14 protein-coding genes are annotated in these 16,402 nt (G+C 46.2%); 13 read left to right on the plus strand and 1 reads right to left on the minus strand.

All coding sequences use genetic code 11. From position 1 onward, the window contains the following. From urtE to ureG, 9 genes are all read left to right on the plus strand, one after another. Nucleotides 1-696, plus strand: coding sequence for an urea ABC transporter ATP-binding subunit UrtE (urtE, locus tag OCV12_RS02895; protein WP_017629849.1), 696 nt, complete (start codon nt 1-3; stop codon nt 694-696). After that, nucleotides 693-1,640 carry an urease accessory protein UreD gene (locus OCV12_RS02900; protein ID WP_261885303.1) on the plus strand — a complete coding sequence of 316 codons (948 nt, stop codon included), beginning with the start codon at nt 693-695 and terminating at the stop codon, nt 1,638-1,640. The genes urtE and OCV12_RS02900 overlap by 4 nt, the downstream gene beginning before the upstream one ends. A 133-nt stretch (nt 1,641-1,773) precedes the next feature. Continuing rightward, nucleotides 1,774-2,076 carry an urease subunit gamma gene (gene ureA, locus OCV12_RS02905; RefSeq protein ID WP_004735119.1) on the plus strand — a complete coding sequence of 101 codons (303 nt, stop codon included), beginning with the start codon at nt 1,774-1,776 and terminating at the stop codon, nt 2,074-2,076. Between the two features lie 11 nt (nt 2,077-2,087). Beyond that, on the plus strand, nt 2,088-2,423 hold the full coding sequence (locus OCV12_RS02910; protein ID WP_017069302.1) for an urease subunit beta: 336 nt from the start codon (nt 2,088-2,090) through the stop codon (nt 2,421-2,423). A 40-nt stretch (nt 2,424-2,463) separates the two neighbouring features. Then, entirely contained in the window at nt 2,464-4,167 is a 1,704-nt protein-coding gene (ureC, locus tag OCV12_RS02915; protein ID WP_123306348.1) for an urease subunit alpha, read from the plus strand. A gap of 104 nt (nt 4,168-4,271) precedes the next feature. Beyond that, nucleotides 4,272-4,724: an urease accessory protein UreE gene (gene ureE / locus OCV12_RS02920; RefSeq protein ID WP_261885304.1), complete on the plus strand. Its 453-nt coding sequence runs from the start codon at nt 4,272-4,274 to the stop codon at nt 4,722-4,724. Nucleotides 4,725-4,797: 73 nt separating this feature from the next. Further along, entirely contained in the window at nt 4,798-5,394 is a 597-nt protein-coding gene (locus tag OCV12_RS02925; protein WP_261885922.1) for a HupE/UreJ family protein, read from the plus strand. Nucleotides 5,395-5,434: 40 nt separating this feature from the next. Then, on the plus strand, nt 5,435-6,115 hold the full coding sequence (locus OCV12_RS02930; protein WP_239849061.1) for an urease accessory protein UreF: 681 nt from the start codon (nt 5,435-5,437) through the stop codon (nt 6,113-6,115). A gap of 48 nt (nt 6,116-6,163) precedes the next feature. Next, on the plus strand, nt 6,164-6,802 hold the full coding sequence (ureG, locus tag OCV12_RS02935; protein ID WP_017062498.1) for an urease accessory protein UreG: 639 nt from the start codon (nt 6,164-6,166) through the stop codon (nt 6,800-6,802). A gap of 92 nt (nt 6,803-6,894) precedes the next feature. Here the strand turns inward: ureG and xseA are convergent, their stop codons facing one another. Continuing rightward, a complete protein-coding gene (gene xseA, locus OCV12_RS02940) occupies nt 6,895-8,241 on the minus strand; it encodes an exodeoxyribonuclease VII large subunit (protein WP_261885305.1) in 1,347 nt (448 codons plus the stop codon). A 244-nt stretch (nt 8,242-8,485) separates the two neighbouring features. Here xseA and guaB point away from each other — a divergent pair, with 244 nt between their 5' ends. From guaB to OCV12_RS02960, 4 genes are all read left to right on the plus strand, one after another. Next, entirely contained in the window at nt 8,486-9,949 is a 1,464-nt protein-coding gene (guaB, locus tag OCV12_RS02945; RefSeq protein WP_017062496.1) for an IMP dehydrogenase, read from the plus strand. A 202-nt stretch (nt 9,950-10,151) separates the two neighbouring features. Beyond that, entirely contained in the window at nt 10,152-11,705 is a 1,554-nt protein-coding gene (guaA, locus tag OCV12_RS02950; protein WP_017059729.1) for a glutamine-hydrolyzing GMP synthase, read from the plus strand. A gap of 341 nt (nt 11,706-12,046) precedes the next feature. Then, a complete protein-coding gene (locus OCV12_RS02955) occupies nt 12,047-13,744 on the plus strand; it encodes a chitinase (RefSeq protein ID WP_261885306.1) in 1,698 nt (565 codons plus the stop codon). A gap of 274 nt (nt 13,745-14,018) precedes the next feature. Further along, a complete protein-coding gene (locus OCV12_RS02960) occupies nt 14,019-15,569 on the plus strand; it encodes a Na+/H+ antiporter NhaC family protein (RefSeq protein ID WP_261885307.1) in 1,551 nt (516 codons plus the stop codon). Nucleotides 15,570-16,402: the final 833 nt, after the last annotated feature.

Raw genomic sequence — 16,402 nt, forward strand, 5'->3', positions numbered from 1 at the left:
ATGTTAGAGGTTAAATCAGTTAATCAATATTACGGTGAGAGCCACACCTTGTGGGACTTGGATATGCAGATCCCTGAGGGCAAGTGCACGGTGTTAATGGGGCGCAATGGCGTCGGAAAAACCACCTTGCTGCAATGCATCATGGGGTTGGTTAAGGTTGAAAGTGGTGACATCTCTTTATCGGGTGAGTCACTTTTGAAAACCGATGCCGAGGATCGTTCTCGCCAAGGGATCGGTTATGTACCGCAAGGTCGTCAGATATTCCCGATGCTCACCGTTCAAGAAAATCTAGAGGTTGGCTTACCGATTCGTGAGAAGGGCGATCGTAAAATCCCCGAATTCATCTTCGATATTTTCCCTGTATTGAAAGAGATGCTGCATCGCCGCGGTGGTGATTTATCAGGTGGTCAGCAGCAACAGCTTGCGATTGGTCGTGCGCTGGTGGTTAATCCCAAGCTATTGATCTTGGATGAGCCGACGGAAGGTATTCAACCCAATATTGTGCAAGAGATTGGCGACATCATTCGCATGCTCAACGAGAAGATGGGACTCACGGTGTTGTTGGTTGAGCAGAAGCTGCCATTTGCGAGAAAGGTCGGTGACCGTTTTTGTATTCTCGACCGTGGGCGCCAAGTGGCAGAAGGTGAAATGACAGGGCTCGATGAGTCCTTGATTAAGGAGTACCTAACCGTATGAATTCTCTCTTTTCTCCGAATGAAGTAAGGAAGGCTTCTTTAGTCGAAGCATTATCTCTGAATGAGACCATCGAACAAGATATTCGAGACGGTTGGCAAGCGAGCTTAAACCTCACTTTTGTCGACCGTGGTGACAAAACCGTATTAAAGAATCGTCAGCAGTCTGGTCCGCTTGCGGTGCAACGCCCCCTGTATCCTGATGGGGAAACGTGTCACACCTACTTACTCCATCCCCCCGGCGGAGTGGTAGGTGGTGACACTCTCAATATTGAGGCAACCGTAGAAAGCGGTGCTCATACGTTGATCACCACCCCCGGAGCGACCAAGTTCTATCGTTCTAACAACAAGTACGCCAAGCAAAAGCAAACCCTTCGAGTGAAGAAAGGTGCGCGCTTGGAATGGATGCCACAAGAGAACATCTTTTTCCCCAATGCACACGTTCGTCTAGACACTGAAATTCGCCTTGAAAAGGGTGCACAGTTTTGGGGTTGGGAGATGCACTGTTTTGGGCGGCCTGCACAGAATGAGGGATTTGAGCGTGGTCACCTGGTTGGGAAGACGGAAATCTACCTTGATAATCAAAGGCTTCTGACTGAAGGTTTTAATTTTCATGGTGGCGATAAGTTAATGATAAATATGGGGTTACTTGATTTTTCAATGATGGGTACCTTTTATCTCACCTCAAATGAGAAGCAAGATTTAGAGTTGGTACAGAGCTTGCTCTTATCTATTACACAGCAAGCTTCACAGCAATCAGTTACATCAATAACGTCGAGTGAACCCACATTAATATTGGGTGCGACGCAGATAGAAGGATTGATTGTGGTGCGAGCCTTGGGTTATTGGAGTGAAGACATCCTCCAAGCCTTTGGTCAGATATGGCAAGCAACTCGCTCTCATTTATGTGGTACGACTCCTGATTTACCAAGGATTTGGGCGACTTAGCGATTAGCCCTATTTGTACCGAGGGCGACTTCCGGCCCTCGGTACATTTTTTCAAGCTTGCTGTGATTGAATCCCACTTACTGCTCATGCGTTTCTGAGCAATAAGAAAACAACACTAACAGCGGGCGGCTAAATGGAATTAACACCAAGAGAAAAAGATAAGCTACTTATCTTCTGCGCAGGAATGCTGGCACAGCAGCGCAAACAAAAAGGCTTAAAACTCAACTACCCAGAATCTATTGCCCTGATCAGCAGTGCCATTCTTGAAGGTGCCCGTGAGGGGAAAACCGTTTCGGAATTGATGGATTTTGGACGCACACTGCTTACCGTCGATGACGTAATGGAGGGGATCCCTTCCATGATCCCAGATGTACAAGTCGAAGCGACTTTTCCTGATGGCACCAAGTTGGTGACCGTTCATGAACCTATCGTGTAGGGAGAAGACATATGGCTGGCTCCACCAAACAATATTCAGGCTTAGTTCCCGGAAAAGTAGAAACCGCTCCCGGTGACATCACTCTAAATGAAGGCCGAGACACGACGTCCGTTAAGGTTCAAAACATTGGTGACCGTCCCGTGCAAATTGGCTCTCATTACCATTTCTATGAAGCAAACCCTTCGCTGATCTTTGACCGAGAAGCTACTAAAGGTTTTCGACTCAATATCCCTGCAGGCACCGCCACCCGTTTTGAACCGGGTCAGTCTCGCAGTGTCGAGTTAGTGCGTTACGCCGGTAAGTTAGAGATCTATGGCTTTCAAGGGAAAGTGATGGGCAAGCTCTAAGCGCTCTCACGGAAATAATGAAAATAACAAAGGATTGATCATGGCGAAGATATCCAAACAGGCTTACGCCGAAATGTTTGGGCCAACAATCGGAGACCGAGTGCGTCTTGCTGATACCGATTTATGGCTAGAAGTTGAAAAGGATTACACCGTATACGGAGACGAAGTGAAGTTTGGCGGCGGTAAAGTGATCCGCGATGGGCAAGGGCAAAGTCAACGTCCAAGTGCCGAAACGCCAGACTTGGTGATTACTAACGCGATTGTGTTGGACTACTGGGGCATCGTAAAAGCCGATGTCGCTATTAAAGACGGCCGAGTTCAAGCTTTAGGTAAAGCAGGTAACCCAGATGTTCAACCGGGTGTTGATATTGTTATTGGTCCGGGTACGGAAATTTTGGCCGGCGAAGGTTCTATCCTCACTGCGGGTGGCATCGATTCACACATTCACTTCATCTGTCCGCAACAGATTGAAGAAGCATTGGCATCGGGTGTGACGACTATGATAGGTGGTGGCACCGGGCCAAACACAGGGACTAACGCAACCACATGTACACCGGGTCCGTGGAACATGCACCGTATGTTGGAATCACTCGATCAATTCCCAATGAACTTTGGTTTGTTAGGTAAGGGCAATGCGAGCCAACCGGAAGCATTGCGTGAGCAAGTAGCAGCGGGTGCTGTTGGTTTGAAGTTGCATGAAGACTGGGGAACCACACCCGCGTCAATTGATACTTGCTTGAGTGTTGCTGACGAGATGGACGTACAAGTTGCAATTCACACCGATACGCTAAATGAATCGGGTTTTGTTGAATCGACACTTGGCGCCATCGGTGACCGCGTGATTCATACCTATCACACGGAAGGTGCGGGCGGCGGCCACGCTCCCGATATTATTCGCGCAGCAGGTGAGCCGAACGTTCTGCCTTCTTCTACTAACCCAACACGTCCTTACACCGTCAATACGGTCGATGAGCACTTAGACATGTTGATGGTGTGTCACCATTTATCACCTTCGATCGCTGAAGATGTCGCGTTCGCTGAATCACGTATTCGCCGTGAAACCATTGCTGCAGAAGACATTCTTCATGACTTAGGCGCATTCTCGATGATCGCTTCGGATTCACAAGCGATGGGGCGCGTAGGCGAGGTCGTAACACGTACTTGGCAAACTGCACACAAGATGAAAGTGCAACGTGGCAGTCTAAAAGAAGATTCTGACTACAGCGATAACTTCCGCCTCAGACGTTATGTCGCTAAGTACACCATTAACCCTGCGATCACGCACGGCATGGCACATGAGATCGGCTCTATCGAAGCAGGAAAGCTCGCGGATCTCGTGCTGTGGAAACCAGCCTTCTTTGGTGTCAAACCGAGTGTGATTTTAAAGGGTGGCATGATCGCGATGGCTCCAATGGGTGATCCTAATGCTTCAATCCCAACACCTCAGCCTGTTCACTATCGCTCTATGTTTGGAAGCTATGGCAAGGCATGTCAGAACACATCGATGCTGTTTGTTTCTAAAGAAGCCAAGGCACAAAACATCGATAAGCAGTTGGGATTAAAGAGCCTAATTGGCGTAGTCAGCAACTGCCGAAATATCAGCAAAGCGGACATGAAGCTTAACGATTGGATGCCGAAGATCGAAGTTGATTCTCAGACATATCAAGTACGCGCTGATGGTGAACTGTTGACGTGTGAGCCTGCTGAAGAACTGCCAATGGCTCAAAGATATTTTCTATTTTAATAGCTCTGCTGAAGGCTCTTATTTGAAGTCTTTGCCTGAGGGCTTTTGACTGAAGACTCTTATTTTGAACGTTATAAATCTCACAAGGAGATTGAGGTAATAGCATGATTGAACTGACTCAACTGAATACTCAAATACAAAATGCACCGGACGGCTATTTAAGCCTGCCTATCGATAGCCGCATTAAAAGCCGTCTTAAAGTGACATTGGATGATGGTCGAGATGCAGGGCTATTTCTACCACGCGGTCATATCTTGCGTGGCGGAGAACAGCTAACTAGTGAGTGTGGCCTAACTGTCGAAGTGAAAGCTGCACCAGAAACCGTATCTACCGTCTACTGTGACGATGCACACCTACTTACGCGTGTTGCGTATCATCTAGGCAACCGACATGTTCCGCTGCAAGTGGAAGCGGGCTGGGTTCGTTATCAACACGACCATGTTTTGGATGAAATGGTTGAAGGTTTGGGCGCGACAGTGACGACTGAAAAACAACCTTTTGAACCTGAAGGTGGCGCTTATGGCGGTCGCTCAGGTGGTCATCATCACCATCATTAATCGAGTCATTGATGGCTCACTAAACGATTTATATAACAACGATATTAATAACTATAAACGCAAGGAACTCGCGATGAACTTTAAAACAGCTGCAGGCTTATGCACTTTCACACTAGCTTCTCTAACAACATCGACATTGGCATTGGCTCACCCGGGACATGGTTCGCATTCGGTTCATGAGTCTCACTCATTTATGTCTGGCTTAACTCACCCGGTAACAGGTATGGATCACCTGATCATGCTGATCGCTTTCGGTTTGTTAATTGGCGCACTGTCGTTTTCAACCAAGATAAAAGCCGCTTTGATTGGCGGTGGATTGGCTTCATTAGTCGTTGGGCTTATCGCAGGCCAAGCCTTAGGTTTCTCTGTGATTGTTGAACCAGCAATCATCGCTTCTCTGTTCGTCGTCAGCTTATGTCTATGGCACGTATTCTCACCATCAACAAAGCGTGTAAACAGCGTATTAGTCGCTTCTATTGCGATGTTGTTTTTCCATGGTTACGCACACGGCGTTGAAGCTGCGAGTAACTTAACTCAATTTGTGATAGGTATGAGCATCACTGCTTTGGTATTAATGGTTGTCGGTACGTTTGTTGGGCGCGCAGTTTACTCTAAGTGGCTTTCAGTTGGCGTGGCTTCAGCGAGCGCAGTATTACTGTTAGGCGCGTAAGCTCTCGAACTTTTCGATTTTAGAAGACAGAGAGCAGAGTATGAGCACTACAGAAAATGTCGCGATTTATCGTCTGTTCCAATTGATCAGTCCGTCATTACCGATTGGTGGTTTCACTTATTCGCAAGGCTTAGAGCTGGCGGTTGAGGCGGGGTGGGTGACTAATCGCGATAGCATGGAACAGTGGCTTAATACCATCGTTAGTTCCAGTGTCGCGACCTTGGAATTACCTATCTTAGAGCGTCTTTACCATGCTCTAGAAAAAGGTGAACTCGATGAGATTGAGCATTGGTGTAACTACTTGTACTCGAGCCGTGAGACCAGTGAATTGCGAGCAGAAGAAAAGCAGCGTGGGCATGCATTGAATACCTTGTTGAAGCGCTTAGAGATCGATATTTCGCTGGTGGATTCTGTTGATAGCCACCCAAATCAACTGTTGGGTATGTGTATTGCCGCTCAACATTGGGACATCGATTTAGAAAGCCTTAAGCAGGGGTATCTATGGAGCTGGCTTGAAAATATCGTTACGGCAGGTGTAAAGCTGGTGCCTTTAGGCCAAACCGATGGGCAGTTGGCGCTGATTAATATCACCAACACCTTTCCCGAGGTGATTGAGAAAGCACGCACGATTGAAGATTGGATGATAGGTAGCTTTTCGCCTTCGATGGCATTAGCGAGTTCATTGCACGAAACACAATATACACGACTATTTCGTTCGTAGCGGTGAGCGCTAACGAGGTAGCAAGAAAAGAATATAAGGAAGTAGATTATGGAAAGTTATAAGCAACCACTTCGAATTGGTATTGGTGGCCCAGTTGGGTCTGGTAAAACCGCACTGTTGGAAGTGCTGTGTAAGGCGATTCGCGACAAGCTAAACATTGCCGTAGTAACCAACGATATTTACACCCAAGAAGATGCCAAGATACTTACACGAGCTGAAGCTCTCGAACCTGATCGTATTATCGGTGTGGAAACAGGCGGTTGCCCACACACAGCGATTCGCGAAGATGCGTCGATGAATCTCGCGGCAGTTGAAGAGCTGGCTAAGCTACATAAGAACCTTGATGTGGTGTTTGTAGAGAGCGGTGGCGACAACCTCAGTGCGACGTTTAGCCCTGAATTAGCCGACCTGACTATCTACGTGATTGATGTAGCGGAAGGCGAGAAGATCCCACGTAAAGGTGGCCCGGGTATTACGCGTTCTGATCTGTTGGTTATCAACAAGATCGATTTGGCACCGTATGTTGGTGCGTCACTTGAAGTCATGGAGCAAGACACACAACGCATGCGTCCAACCAAACCCTACGTATTCACCAACCTCAAAGAGAGCCAAGGGTTAGATTTCATCATCAACTTTATTGTGACCGAAGGGATGCTCACCATGAAGGAGCCTTCTACTACTGAGTAGGGTGGGAATCATTGAGTTTTTAAACCGTTAGATATCAAAAAGCCCTGTCGATTATCGATAGGGCTTTCTGGTTTCAAACGTTCAAGTCGAACTTAAAGATCGCTCTTGGTGACTCTAGTAGTCACTTGCGACTCAATAACACCGTCTTCAACTTGAGTGGTGATCACTTCACCCACTTCGACGTCGTTAATTGATGATACTGTCTTGCTCGATGCAGAATGAGTAATGCTGTAGCCACGCTTTAGGGTAGCCAGTGGGCTCACTGTTTCTAACTTCTCTGCAGCCATTGCTAGCTGGTGGCGAGTCGTTAGTAATGTCTTGTCCATTGCATCCAATAGCTTTTGTTCTGAACGTTGCAGATGCAGTTTCTGTTCGCCAAGGCGCTTCACTGGTGAGTTCAATTGAAGCTGGTGCTGTTTACGTTCAACACGCTGTGCATGCTGCTTTAGGTATTGAGTCATACCACGACGCAAACGCATGTCTAGGTCATCAAGCTGCTGACTCTGCTTTTGCAGCTGGTAGCTAGGGTGTTGCTTCTCTAAGCGGTATTTCAACGTTTGAGTGGATTGCGCTTGTTTGATTAACACATGACGAATCGCACTCACTAAGCGAGCACGTTTAGACGAGAAAGCTTGTTCTTTATGACTGTTATCACGGCTAACCAATTCAGCGGCTGCTGATGGTGTTGGAGCGCGCATATCTGCGACGAAATCGGCGATAGTGACATCAACTTCGTGGCCAACTGCGCTGATAATCGGAATTTGGCTTGCTGCGATTGTGCGAGCTACGATCTCATTATTGAAGCACCATAGGTCTTCCAGTGAACCGCCGCCACGACCCACGATCAACACATCACACTCATTGCGTTCATTGGCACGTCCAATCGCTTGAGCAATCTGAATCGCCGCCTCTTCGCCTTGAACCATGGTTGGGTAAACCACAATCGGCAATGAAGGATCGCGCCTTTTCAATACATCAAGAATATCAAACAGCGCTGCACCGGTTTTAGAGGTGATAACGCCAACACGTTTTGGGTGTTCAGGAAGAGCTTGCTTACTTGATTGAGCAAAAAGTCCTTCTGCGGCAAGGTTCATCTTTAGCTTTTCAAACTCTTGCTGAAGTTTACCGTCACCCTCTGGCTGCATGCTTTCGATGATCAGTTGGTAGTCACCGCGTGGTTCATAAAGAGATAGGCGAGCTTTGACTAAAACTTGATTGCCGTTCTGAGGCTTAAACGTTACTCGGCGGTTATTGCCACGAAACATGGCGCACTTAACTTGAGCGCGAGAGTCTTTAAGCGTGAGGTACCAGTGACCAGAGACAGGTGCAGAGAAGTTTGAGATTTCACCAACGAGCCAGACTATTCCCATTTCGTTTTCTAATAGGAGACGAACCTCTGAGTTGAGGCGAGAAACAGTAAAGATGTTTGGATTAGTCATAGAAGCACTATCTTTCCTTGAAGGAAGGTCTTTCTTGGAATCTCACAGGGCGTGAGTATGGAAGATAGCGGCAATATAATACATAGCAAGGGGGTAAATGCAAATTAAAAATACAAAAATGTGTAGCCAAGCGATTTCGCCGTGCGTATAATCCGTCTGCAATATCAAATCCAAATCACTTTATTATGCGAAACGATAAAGTTGGGTTTACTCCTTTTAACACCTTTGTTGTGAGATATTGCAAATGCTACGAATCGCAAAAGAAGCTTTAACTTTTGATGACGTTTTACTCGTCCCAGCACACTCAACCGTTCTTCCGAACACAGCTGATCTTCGCACTCAGTTAACGAAAAACATTTCTTTAAACATCCCAATGATCTCTGCATCGATGGATACTGTTACGGAAGCACGCCTAGCAATTGCCCTTGCGCAAGAAGGTGGTATTGGCTTTATTCATAAGAATATGTCAATCGAGCAGCAAGCTGAAATGGTTCGCCAGGTTAAAATTTACGAAGCTGGTGTGGTTTCTCACCCAGTAACTGTAAGCCCTGATGCGACAATCGCTGATGTTGTAGCCCTTACTCAAAAACACGGCTTCGCCGGTTTCCCTGTTGTTACTGAAACAAACGAATTGGTTGGTATCATTACTGGCCGTGACGTTCGCTTTGTTACTGACCTTTCTAAGAAAGTTGATGTAGTAATGACGCCTAAAGCTCGCCTTGCTTCTGTTAAAGAAGGTGCAACTCGTGAAGAAGTTCAAGAGAAAATGCACGAAGCGCGTGTTGAAAAAGTTCTTGTTGTAAATGATGACTTCCAACTGACTGGAATGATCACTGCAAAAGATTTCCACAAAGCAGAACGTAAACCAAACGCTTGTAAAGATGAGCGCGGCAGCCTACGTGTAGGTGCAGCTGTTGGTGCTGGTGCTGGTAACGAAGAGCGCGTTGCTGCTCTAGTTGAAGCTGGCGTAGACGTTCTACTTATCGACTCTTCACACGGTCACTCTGAAGGCGTACTTAACCGTATCCGCGAAACTCGCGCTGCATACCCTGACCTACAAATCATCGGTGGTAACGTAGCAACTGGCGCTGGCGCTCGTGCTCTTATCGAAGCTGGTGTTAGTGCGGTTAAAGTAGGTATCGGCCCGGGTTCAATCTGTACGACTCGTATCGTTACTGGTGTTGGTGTTCCTCAAGTAACAGCAATCGCAGACGCAGCTGAAGTGGCAAACGAATACGGTATTCCAGTAATCGCAGATGGCGGCATCCGTTTCTCTGGCGATATCTGTAAAGCTATCGTTGCTGGTGCATCTTGTGTGATGGTTGGTTCAATGTTCGCTGGTACTGAAGAAGCACCGGGTGAGGTTATCCTTTACAACGGTCGTTCTTACAAGTCTTACCGTGGTATGGGTTCTCTTGGCGCTATGTCTCAAGGTTCTTCTGACCGTTACTTCCAATCTGACAACGCTGCAGACAAGCTTGTTCCAGAAGGTATTGAAGGTCGTATCGCATACAAAGGTCGTCTAAAAGAGATCGTTCACCAACAGATGGGCGGTCTACGCTCAAGCATGGGCCTAACAGGTTCTGCAACTGTTGAAGACATGCGTACTAAAGCTGAGTTTGTTCGTATCTCTGGTGCGGGCATGAAAGAATCTCACGTACACGATGTTCAAATCACGAAAGAAGCACCTAACTACCGTTTAGGTTAATAATACGTCCAAACGTTTGAATAATGTGCTGATTTAGTCGGCACATTATTTTATCTAAAGCTTGTTTTGTTGAACGTATGATTTTTGCAAAACATCGACTTACAGATAACCAACGAAAACGTTTGCTTTATTTCTTGAAGAGTTAATCAGAGGTGAGTAAACTCGCCTCCGTTTTATCACATAGCCAATAAGACTGCTTACAATGACTAAAAATATTCATGACCAACGTATTCTAATTCTGGACTTCGGTTCTCAATACACACAGCTAGTAGCTCGTCGTATTCGTGAGATCGGTGTTTACTGTGAACTTTGGAGCTGGGACGTAGAAGAAGCGGATATTCGTGAATTCAATCCAGACGGTATCATCCTATCTGGTGGCCCTGAAAGTGTAACGGAAGAGAACTCTCCACGTGCACCTCAGTACGTATTTGATTCAGGTGTTCCTGTATTCGGTATCTGCTACGGCATGCAAACTATGGCTGAGCAACTTGGCGGTAAAGTAGCAACGTCTACTGAGCGCGAGTTCGGCTACGCTGCTGTACAAGTTACTGGTGAATCTGCACTTTTCGCTGACCTTGAGTCTACTCAAGACGTTTGGATGAGCCACGGCGACAAAGTAGTTGAGATCCCAGCTGATTTCACAAAGATCGCTGAAACAGACACTTGTCCATACGCTGCAATGGCAAACGAAGAGAAGAAATACTTCGGTGTTCAATTCCACCCAGAAGTAACACACACTAAAAATGGCCTGAAAATGCTTGAGAACTTCGTTCTTAACGTATGTGGTTGTGAAGGTCTGTGGACTTCAGCTTCAATCATTGAAGATGCAGTTGCACGTATTAAAGAACAAGTAGGTGACGACGAAGTTATCCTTGGTCTTTCTGGTGGTGTTGATTCATCTGTAGTTGCGATGCTCGCTCACCGTGCTATCGGCGACAAACTAACATGTGTATTTGTTGATAACGGCCTTCTTCGTCTAAACGAAGCTGAGCAAGTTATGGATATGTTTGGCGATCAGTTCGGCCTAAACATCATCAAAGTAGATGCAGAAGATCGTTTCCTTAAAGCTCTGGAAGGCGAAGCTGAACCAGAAGCTAAGCGTAAGATCATTGGTCACGTATTCGTAGATATCTTCGATGAAGAGTCTAAGAAACTGTCTAATGCTAAATGGCTTGCTCAGGGTACTATCTACCCAGACGTAATCGAGTCTGCAGCATCTAAGACAGGTAAAGCACACGTAATCAAATCTCACCACAACGTAGGTGGCCTTCCTGATGATATGGAAATGGGTCTTGTTGAGCCTCTACGTGAGCTGTTTAAAGATGAAGTACGTAAGATCGGCCTTGAGCTTGGTCTTCCATACAACATGCTTTACCGCCACCCATTCCCGGGTCCAGGTCTAGGTGTTCGTGTTCTTGGCGAAATCAAGAAAGAGTACTGTGATCTACTGCGTCGCGCAGATGCTATCTTCATTGAAGAGCTTCACGCTGCTGACCTTTACCACAAAGTATCTCAAGCATTCACGGTATTCCTACCAGTACGTTCAGTTGGCGTAATGGGCGATGGCCGTAAGTACGATTGGGTTGTATCTCTACGTGCTGTAGAAACTATCGACTTCATGACTGCTCACTGGGCACACCTACCATACGACTTCCTAGGTAAGGTATCTAACCGTATTATCAACGAAGTTAACGGCATTTCACGTGTTGTTTACGATATTTCTGGTAAACCACCAGCAACTATCGAGTGGGAATAATCTCTTAGAGATTTAACCTGCGTTGATTTAGCTACTATTTGATTTAGTTATTAAAAGCCTCGAACTCAGTTCGGGGCTTTTTTCTTTTCGATTCATTATATTGATCCATTGCATTAAAGGCTTGTGAGCAATACCTAGAAAGTAAATGAACAATGCCTAGAAACCGAATCAGTTGGAAACTAGATATCAGCTCAAGAAAGTATGAGACGTGTTGTTACGTTTAACTATACATAAAACTATCACTCGCACTTTTTATAAATTCATACCGCAACAGCTAGGCTATTTCCCACGTGCCACATACTCTTTGATGGACTTATTAAGGACAGATAAGAGAATCCATCATGTTAAAAATCAAATATTTGGCGACAGTACTGGGTTGCACCTTAGCAGCACAAAGTCATGCGTCTTTGAACATTCAACCTGATCCGAAAAACCCGAATGGCTACCTTGTTGAAAAGTCGGCATTACAAGCCGCTGAACAAGCAAAAACCTCGGATCCTATGTACGCGATCTGGTCACAGGCCCTACAAACTCGTTCGAACACGATCGTTGAAGCGATTGAACCCGGTTCACCTTCTAACCCTGAAAACGTAAAACGGGTTGAACGTGTATTCCCTCAATCTGAATGGGATTCCCTCACTCAGATGGCGGCACCAGAATACACTTACACTCGTTTCTTACGCGCGATTGGTAAATTCCCAGCCTTCTGTGGAGAGTACACTGATGGCCGTGATTCTGATGCTATCTGTAAGAAATCCATCATCACCGCTTTTGCTCACTTCTCTCAAGAGACGGGCGGTCACATCGCGATAGACAACACCTCTGATAACCCATTAGCTCTCGAAGAGTGGCAGCAAGCGCTGGTACATGTTCGTGAAATGGGGTGGTCTGAAGGGCAAGAAGGCTACACCACTGGTTGTGGTCAGAACGATTGGCAAAATGCACGCTGGCCATGTGCCGCAGGGCAGGGATACTTCGGTCGTGGCGCTAAGCAGCTTTCTTATCATTTTAACTACGGTGCCTTCTCTGAGGTGATGTTTGATGGCGATGCGACGGTACTATTGAATAATCCGGGCTTAGTTGCTGACTCTTGGTTGAACTTAGCGTCAGCTATCTGGTTCTTCTTAACACCACAAGCGCCTAAGCCTGCAATGCTGCATGTTATCGACCGTACATGGACGCCATCTCAACGAGAACTGGATGCGGGCATTGGTTATGGTTTTGGTACTACCATCAACGTGATCAACGGTGGTATTGAGTGTGGTGAACAGAATAAAGACAAAGGCCAACCAGTTAACCGCATTCGTTACTGGGAAGGGCTAGCAGCGCACTATGAAATTCCTGTAGAGGCAGATGAAGCTAATACCTGTTGGCAGCAAACGCCTTATGGAAGCTTGAACCTCAACGGTGCCACTGACGTGCTGTACACCAACTGGGATGGTAACTGGAAATACTACGCAGACCGTCCTGAAGGCTACTCGTTTGAATGTGAGTTGGTTGGATTCCAAACTGCATATTCAGCGCTAGTGGCGGGCGATTACGAGAAGTGTGTGACTAACTTCTATGGCTCTCATGCGAGTTGGCCTGAAGTGAAAGTGGTCGACAAGCTTGATCCGGTAGACCCAGGAACCGATCCTGGTGGCAACGGTTGGAGCGCGACTAAGGTTTACAACGCTGGCGATCAAGTGACTCACAATGGTGCGACTTACGAAGCGAAATGGTGGACGCAAGGGGATGACCCTGCCAATGGCGGCCCTTGGAAACTAGTAGCAGGGGAGCCAACACCACCGGTAGTGACTGACCCTGCACCTGTTGATCCTGCTCCAGTGGACCCAACACCAGTTGAGCCACCAGTAACTGAGCCACCTGTCGTTGTTGACCCATCGGTGTTTATCACATGGGAAGCGGGAGTTAGCCAAGTAAGTAACGGTGACAAAGTGACACATAACGGTAAGTGCTTCGTGGCTAAAAATGGTCCGGGTGTTTGGGAGAGTCCTGTTCAGTCGAATTGGTTCTGGGATGAAATCAGTTGTAATTGATAGTCTGAATATCGAAAAGGTGGTTTAAACGATGAGTTCAGTATTACGACTGTAGCGATATAAATAATCAAAAGCCGAAAGTTTCTACTTTCGGCTTTTTTTCGTTTCGAACTTGGCTACCTAGGAAGGTCGATTGGTCTATTAGGCTATGTTAAAGCGTATTTAAAGACTAATTATCCAGTTAGAGAATAAAGTCCTGTACAAATTGTTATTGTGAATTTATATTCAAATTTAATTTATATTTATTCTTTGCTTTTAGGATTAAGGTGTACCTATGGAACAGACAGATATCACGTCACTCATCCCCATTGTGATTACTTTGGTGTTGTCGTTGGCGACAAGGAATGTGGTGATAGGCCTTTTTGCTGGCGTGCTAAGTGGCGTTGCGATGCTGACTGGCATGTTCAGCGCACTCAATCCGCTTGATACGTTTGGTACCATGGTTAAAGGTTACCTAGTCCCTCAGCTTACTGATAACTATAACGCTGGCGTGATTATGCTGTTGGTGTTCATCGGTGGCTTTGTCGCTCTGATGGAAAAGTCGGGTGGTGGTGTTGCGTTTGCTAAGCGTGTGACCGAGTGGGTCAGTAACAAGTGCCAAGCTCAACTGTCTGCTTGGTTTGGGGGAATCGTTATATTTTTCTCTGACTTAGGCACCCCTTTAATCGTTGGCCCTGTTTTTCGTCCCCTTTTCGATAAACTGAAACTTTCAAGACAGAAGCTAGCATTCATTATTGATTCAACCTCATCGCCAGTTGCGATCCTGATTCCTTTCATTGGATGGGGCGTTTACATCATGAGCCTGATTCAAAAAGAGTTCACGGCTTTGAATGTCAACATGTCTGACTGGGATGCCTTCATCGGTGCGATTCCTTTTCAGTTCTACGCATTCCTAGCGATTTTCATCGTTCCATTGGTTTCATTTAAAGGCTTAGATTTCGGCCCGATGGCAAAAGCCGAGCGTGATTGCCAAGTGGGAATCAACTCTGGCGTGAATAGCGAATCACTTAATCCTTTCTCGCATAAAAATGCAAAGGCCTCTTTTGTTTGGGCACCATTGTTAGTGATGCTGGTGGTATTGTGTGCCATGTTAGTTCCACAAGGCTTCCCATTCCAAAAGGTTGCAGGTTCTTCATTCAGAGCAGCATTATCTTCGGCTTACTTCTTTGCTGCGATTACCTTGATCTCGCTGATGGCTTACTACGGCGTTAGAAAACTTTCGGATGGTGTTGCTGTATACCTAAAGGGCATGGGGAACATGATGCCCGTCGCGATTATCTTGGTACTGGCTTGGGCATTAAGCACTATTGGTAAAGAGTTAGGTGCAGCCGCTTATATTGCGGAGCAAGCGCAGAGCGGGTTCCCTTACTGGTTAGTGCCTGCGGTAGCCTTTTTACTGTCGGCTATCATCTCATTCGCTACTGGCTCTTCATGGGGAACCTTCGCGATAATGATGCCATTGGTTATCCCAACGGCGATTGCAATTGATGCACCACTGCTGGTTGCGATTGGTGCGGTGCTATCTGGCGGCTTGTTTGGTGATCACTGCTCACCGATCTCTGAAACTACCATTCTCTCTTCAACAGGGGCAGGTTGTGATCAGTTTGAGCACTTTAAGACACAACTGCCTTATGCATTGATGAACGGCTCTATTGCTCTAGTGAGCTTTGTTGTTGCAGGCTTTACTGGTAGTTCGCTAGTTGTGCTAGGTGCACTTGTCGCTCAGTTGGTTGTTGTGACACTGCTAGCCAAGCGTGATGCGAGTAAAAACGCTTCTTCAGAAGTTCAATCTCAAGTCTCTGAATCTAACACTCAACAAGCGTAATTTTAGATGCAAATGAGGAATGAGAAATTAGATACGGGATGCGAGTAATCGAGTAACGAAAAGCTCGCTCTCTTGTTCTTCATCTCACTTACTCGCACCTAAGCAAGCCTCCGTCATTCCCTACAGTGAGGAACGAACGTGATAGGGAATCTCTTGAGTGTTCTCGGTGTTTATACCGAAGAGGAGATTCCAGATACCTCGTTCCTCGATTCTGGAATGACGATTCGATGAATAGATACGGGATGCGAGTAAACGAGTAAAGAAAAGATCGCCCTATTATTACTTGAGTTTGCTATTTAGTTTCTCGCTTACTCAATCTGAACGCGCTGTTCTCATACCGCATCTACTAAACCTCCGTCATTCCCTACAGTGAGGAACGAACGTGATAGGGAATCTCTTTAGTGCTCCAAACGTGCTTATATCGAAGAGGAGATTCCAGATACCTCGTTCCTCTATTCTGGAATGATGCTCGAGAGACTAGAGACGAGATGTAAGCAAACGAACAATGAAATGCATGCCTTCTATTTCTCTTTAATTCATACCTCGTTCCTCGGTTCTGGAATGACGCTTCAATCGAGACCTGTTCCTCTTATCCCGCTTACTCGAATCTACAGACTCTTTTCTCATCTCGTATCTCGTTACTCGCATCTCTTTTATAGCGCGATAGGGAATCTGCTCATTGATAGTTTCTGTGAATCAATACAGCTTGTTATGAAACTAATTTTCCATGTGATCATTTCAACAACCTTAGTTTTCGATAACTGGATTATCCCAAAAGCAATTTATCAATTAAAATTTTCTTACAAATTTTATCGATTTTTTTTAATCAACCA

It is taken from the genome of Vibrio pomeroyi (assembly GCF_024347595.1).
GTDB classification, from domain to species: Bacteria; Pseudomonadota; Gammaproteobacteria; order Enterobacterales; family Vibrionaceae; genus Vibrio; species Vibrio pomeroyi.

Excerpts from the sequence above, each read along its gene's own strand:
- urtE (WP_017629849.1), top strand. The coding sequence starts at position 1 with ATGTTAGAGGTTAAATCAGTTAATCAATATTACGGTGAGAGCCACACC.
- OCV12_RS02900 (WP_261885303.1), top strand. The coding sequence starts at position 693 with ATGAATTCTCTCTTTTCTCCGAATGAAGTAAGGAAGGCTTCTTTAGTC.
- ureA (WP_004735119.1), top strand. The coding sequence starts at position 1,774 with ATGGAATTAACACCAAGAGAAAAAGATAAGCTACTTATCTTCTGCGCA.
- OCV12_RS02910 (WP_017069302.1), top strand. The coding sequence starts at position 2,088 with ATGGCTGGCTCCACCAAACAATATTCAGGCTTAGTTCCCGGAAAAGTA.
- ureC (WP_123306348.1), top strand. The coding sequence starts at position 2,464 with ATGGCGAAGATATCCAAACAGGCTTACGCCGAAATGTTTGGGCCAACA.
- ureE (WP_261885304.1), top strand. The coding sequence starts at position 4,272 with ATGATTGAACTGACTCAACTGAATACTCAAATACAAAATGCACCGGAC.
- OCV12_RS02925 (WP_261885922.1), top strand. The coding sequence starts at position 4,798 with ATGAACTTTAAAACAGCTGCAGGCTTATGCACTTTCACACTAGCTTCT.
- OCV12_RS02930 (WP_239849061.1), top strand. The coding sequence starts at position 5,435 with ATGAGCACTACAGAAAATGTCGCGATTTATCGTCTGTTCCAATTGATC.
- ureG (WP_017062498.1), top strand. The coding sequence starts at position 6,164 with ATGGAAAGTTATAAGCAACCACTTCGAATTGGTATTGGTGGCCCAGTT.
- xseA (WP_261885305.1), bottom strand. The coding sequence starts at position 8,241 with ATGACTAATCCAAACATCTTTACTGTTTCTCGCCTCAACTCAGAGGTT.
- guaB (WP_017062496.1), top strand. The coding sequence starts at position 8,486 with ATGCTACGAATCGCAAAAGAAGCTTTAACTTTTGATGACGTTTTACTC.
- guaA (WP_017059729.1), top strand. The coding sequence starts at position 10,152 with ATGACTAAAAATATTCATGACCAACGTATTCTAATTCTGGACTTCGGT.
- OCV12_RS02955 (WP_261885306.1), top strand. The coding sequence starts at position 12,047 with ATGTTAAAAATCAAATATTTGGCGACAGTACTGGGTTGCACCTTAGCA.
- OCV12_RS02960 (WP_261885307.1), top strand. The coding sequence starts at position 14,019 with ATGGAACAGACAGATATCACGTCACTCATCCCCATTGTGATTACTTTG.